This window comes from Roseovarius dicentrarchi (assembly GCF_003316635.1).
Classification (GTDB): domain Bacteria; phylum Pseudomonadota; class Alphaproteobacteria; order Rhodobacterales; family Rhodobacteraceae; genus Roseovarius; species Roseovarius dicentrarchi.
Window position 1 is genome coordinate 1 of record NZ_QNQP01000049.1, and the last position, 4678, is coordinate 4678.

Consider the following 4678-nt stretch of genomic DNA (forward strand, 5'->3'; position numbering starts at 1 on the left):
ATTTGCCTCGCAGATCATGTCGAACCGCATCTGTCGTGAATATGCTGTGTTCCGGTTGCGGGGCTGCTCGGCGAACTGGATGCCGTTGTCAGTAAGGATGGTGTGGATGCGATAAGGTACGGCCTTGTGTCAACGGCGGAGACAAAACCGGCCACGTGGCGGCGCAAAACCAGGCCAGTGGCGGGGTGCCAAGCGCCATGGCGCGTGCGCTCCCCAGATAGCTGGCGCGTGCCATGGCGCATTGGCCCGGAGGGCCAATTCTGCAACGTGTGATCAGGTGGCGGCTTGGGCTTTTCGGGCGCGGCTTTGGCCGAGGCGATAGCTGTCGCCGTTCATCTCGAGGATGTTTACGTGGTGTGTCAGTCTGTCGAGTAGAGCGCCAGTCAGGCGCTCGGTGCCGAAGGTTTCGGTCCATTCATCGAATGGCAGATTGCTGGTGATCAGCGTGGACCCGCGCTCATAACGCTGCGAGATCAGTTCGAACAAGAGCTCGGCGCCGGTCTTGGATAGCGGCACGAAGCCCAGTTCGTCGATGATCAGCAATTTAATGCCAGCCAGCTGCTTTTGCAGGCGGAGCAGACGGCGCTCGTCTCGGGCTTCCATCATCTCGTTGACCAGCATCGCGGCGGTGGTGAAGCTGACCGAGAGGCCCTTCTGGCAGGCCGCCAGCCCCAGCCCGAGGGCAACATGGGTCTTGCCGGTGCCACTGGGCCCCAAGGCGATGACATTCTCGCGCCGCTCGATCCAGTTGCATCGCGCAAGTTCCAGCACCTGCATCTTGTTGAGCTTTGGGATCGCTTTGAAGTCGAAGCTGTCCAGGCTCTTGGCCGTCGGGAACTTCGCGGCCTTGATGCGCCGCTCGATCATCCGCCGCTCGCGGTCGATCAATTCCAGCTCGACCAGACGCGCCAGGAACTGGACATGATCCAGCCCTTCCGCGGCGCATTGGCGGGCGAGCTTCTCGTATTCCCGCAGGAAGGTGGGCAGCATCATGCCGCTGTTGCACGGAAAATCCACTTATCCCGGCTGTTCAGATCAACTGAACCACCTCTAAGCTCATGGAGCGGATGCTGGGTGCCGAACTGACAGCCCACCTCGGCTATGAAGAAGGCAAGGACGCGCCTCTCGGACAGAGCAATCGCCGCAACGGCACATCGGCCAAGGTGCTGAAGGGGCAGGACGGGGAATTGCCGGTGGCGATCCCGCGGGACCGCGACAGCAGCTTCGAGCCGGAACTGATCAAGAAGGGTCAGACCCGGATCGACGGGATCGATGACAGGATCGTCGGGCTCTACGCCGCAGGGCTGACGGTGCGGGACATCCGGGCGCACTTGCTTGAACTCTATGGGCTGAAGGTCTCGCCTGATCTGATCAGCCGCGTCACTGATGCGGTGCTCGACGAGGTCCGGGAATGGCAGAGCCGGGCGCTGGACCGGATGTATCCCATTGTCATTTTCGATGCGCTCCGGGTGAAGATCCGCGACGCGGACAGTCGGACGGTCAAAAACAAGGCCGTCTACGTCGCCCTCGGCGTCACCAGGGATGGCCAGCGTGAGGTGCTGGGCCTCTGGATCGCTGAGAATGAAGGCGCCAAATTCTGGCTCTCGGTGATGAACGAGCTAAAGAACCGGGGTATGCAGGACATCCTGATCGCGGTCGTGGATGGGCTCAAGGGCTTTCCCGAGGCGATCACCGCTGCCTTCCCGGACGCCATGGTCCAGACCTGTATCGTGCATCTGGTGCGCCATTCCCTGAACTTCTGTTCCTGGAAGGACCGTAAAGCCGTGGCCGCCGACCTGCGCCGGATTTACAGCGCCCCGACCGCCGATTTGGCCGAGGCCGAGCTCGATGCTTTTGAGGAAAAATGGGCCGGGAAATACGCGTCCATCGCCCCGGCCTGGCGCCGGGCATGGCAGGAAGTAATTCCGTTCTTTGCCTTCGATCCGGCAATCCGGAAGATCATCTACACGACCAACGCCATAGAAAGCCTGAACCGCGTGATCCGAAAATCGATCAAGACGCGCGGCTCTTTCCCGACTGACGAAGCAGCGACCAAGCTGATCTACCTGGCAATCCGCAAGTTCGAAAAGGATGGCCGAAACGTCCGCGAATGGTTTGCAGCCCGCAACCAGTTCGCCATAATGTTCGACGAACGCTTCGACGCTTGAGTATCTGAAACCGCATGGGCCGGGCAAGATACACAGAGTTCATGACACTCCCGGCGTGCGTGGTCGTGGCGATCCCGTGACGAACTTGTCCCATAGTGCTTCCTTCCATTCCAAAGAATAGATCGCACCATCAAACCATGGGATCAAACACCTAACAGTAGCTCAGCCATAACTCTGCTTTTGGGCAGCATACATTGACGCATAAAGCCCGTCGGCTTTTGTGAGGTCTCCGTGAGTACCTTCTTCGACGACTTGGCCGCCTTCCATTACATAAATCCAGTCAGCATCAGCGACTGAACTCAAGCGGTGGGTAACTATGATCGTGGTCTTGCCTTTCCCAAGTTTTGCCAAGGTATCCTGAATACGCTGTTCGGTGCGCTGATCCAGTGCGGAGGTCGCTTCATCCAGCAGCAGGATCGGAGCTGACCTAAGAAAAGCGCGAGCGATCGCGATTCTCTGTTTTTGGCCACCGGAGAGTTGAGCCCCCTTGGGGCCGACTGGTGCATCACCGCGCTGCCGGATTAGGTCTGCAATGGCGGCCTGTTCGGCCGCCTCCCAGATTGCTTCTTCGGAAGCGTCCGGGCGGACGTAACGGATATTTTCCCAGATGGAATTATTGAAGATAACAATGTCTTGGGCCACGACGGAAAAGGACTGGCGCAGGGACCTGATTGTGATTTTTTCGATGGGCTGCTCGCTGATCGTGATCTGTCCGTCGGCAACATTGTAGAGCCTAGCAATGAGACTTAAGATGGTGGTTTTCCCAGATCCCGTCGACCCTACGATCGCTGTGGTCTTGCCACCTTTCAAGGTCATGTTGACCCGGTCAAAAAGTGGTGCATTCTCGGAATATCGAAATGCAATATCCTGCAAAACGATATCACCCTTGGTATCAAATTCCTCCACGGCCTCAGGGGCGTCCGTAATCGTTGGGGTTTCCCGGAAAAGCGAATGAACTCCTTCAAGCAGAACAAGATTCGCCTGCAGCTTTGTGAAAAACTGAGCCACCAACCGGGCTGGGTCAAACAAGAGAACCAAACCGAGCAAGAAGGTGATCACGCCGGCACCATCAAGATCATAGGCGGGATTGAGCGCCATGTAGCCACCGCCGCCGATAACGAGCACATAGGCAACCGCTGAAGACAAGTCGATGGACGGCAAAACCATGGCTTCTGCCGCTTGCAACCGGATTGAGAGGTTTCGGATTTCTTGGGTGGCCTTACGCATTCGCGAGCGTTCACTCGGTTCTTGATTGGAGATTTTCACGGTGCGCATCCCGCCTGTCATCTCCTCGATGCCTGTCATGTAATTACCCACGGCGTTCTCGGCACTTTGCTGGATTGTCTTGATGCGTTCCGCGACCATGAGCATCAGAAAGATGATAAACGGAATGACAATCACGGCTGCCATGAAAAGCTGAGGCGAGAGGTAGATGAGGTAGGCCGCAACCATGATCACTGTCACGGCGTCTCGCAAAGCGTTTACCGTGGCTTGACCCACGAACAAACTCAGGTCCTGTGCTTGGTTGACCATTCGCAAGATAATTTCACCGGACTTGGTCCGTTCGAAATAGGACAGGTCCAGACGCATCAGGTGATCAATCATATCTTCGCGCATCTGCAGCACGGCATTGCTGGCGAGCCAGACCGACAATCGAGGGGTGAGATAGGACATTACTCCGCGAACGGCGAAAAGCATGAAGACAATGACGCAAACACGGGCGAGTTCCCAAGCACTGCCGCTCTCAAATATCACGCGCAGACCACTCTCGGTCAGAGCCAAGAACTGCTGATATACTAGGCCTTGGATCAGGACTGTACCCAGAACGACTATGAGCCAAGGGGATTTTCTTTTCAGGTAGTTGTCCCAAAACCAGCGCAGGTTCTTGCGATCCTGCGCGGAAAACAGAGGCTTTGTTCTACGTAGCTTTTTAAACAGCATACCATCTTGTTCCTGTATCAAGGCCCGGAAGAATGGGCATGAAGCGAGACCTGCTTGGATCCTGTTCAAGCTTGAGTGCTCTTATGCGAAACTGAGCCATATGTGAGATTTTTGGGGGAATAAAGCGGCCTATTTGTGACGCCGTCGCTTGGGGATGGACCTGTCGCGGTGAGATATGCGCAGAAGTTGGTGACGCTTGATCAGGCGGCGGCTTGAACGTGGCGAAGCCCGTCGCGGAACTCAACTCCCTGGATGATCTCGGGCAGTCGATTTTGACCATCGAGCTTGCGCCATTTCTTTTGGGGACATCATCAGCTTGAAGGCCATGGCCAGACCGGTCTTGCGGCTGAGGCATCCCTTGGTGCGTTTTGTGCGATGCCGGACGGTGGCGACTGTGCTTTCGATTGGGTTTGACGTCCGAATGTGCTTCCAGTGTTCCGCTGGGTAGTCGTAGAAGGTCAGCAGCGCGTCTCGATCCTTGACCAGTTTGGCGACCGCCTTGTCCCATTTCACGCCATAGGTTGCGACGAAGAAGTCGAAGGCAGCGTTCACTTTGGCTTTTGTCTCTG

The 4678-nt window shown here is 56.8% G+C and carries 2 protein-coding genes and 3 pseudogenes; 1 reads left to right on the forward strand and 4 read right to left on the reverse strand.

Annotation, left to right across the window (positions count from 1 at the left end):
- Nucleotides 1-126: pseudogene (locus DQ230_RS17555) on the reverse strand (IS481 family transposase); the annotation flags it as partial.
- A gap of 147 nt (nucleotides 127-273) precedes the next feature.
- Entirely contained in the window at nucleotides 274-993 is a 720-nt protein-coding gene (istB, locus tag DQ230_RS16550) for an IS21-like element helper ATPase IstB (protein ID WP_113913669.1), read from the reverse strand.
- Nucleotides 994-1055: 62 nt separating this feature from the next.
- Here istB and DQ230_RS16555 point away from each other — a divergent pair.
- Nucleotides 1056-2168 (forward strand): annotated as a pseudogene (locus DQ230_RS16555) (IS256 family transposase); the annotation flags it as partial.
- Nucleotides 2169-2330: 162 nt separating this feature from the next.
- Here DQ230_RS16555 and DQ230_RS16560 read toward each other — a convergent pair.
- Together DQ230_RS16560 and DQ230_RS16565 are read right to left on the reverse strand one after the other, a co-directional pair.
- Nucleotides 2331-4109, reverse strand: coding sequence for an ABC transporter ATP-binding protein (locus tag DQ230_RS16560; RefSeq protein ID WP_113913668.1), 1779 nt, complete (start codon nucleotides 4107-4109; stop codon nucleotides 2331-2333).
- A 200-nt stretch (nucleotides 4110-4309) separates the two neighbouring features.
- Nucleotides 4310-4678 (reverse strand): annotated as a pseudogene (locus DQ230_RS16565) (transposase); the annotation flags it as partial.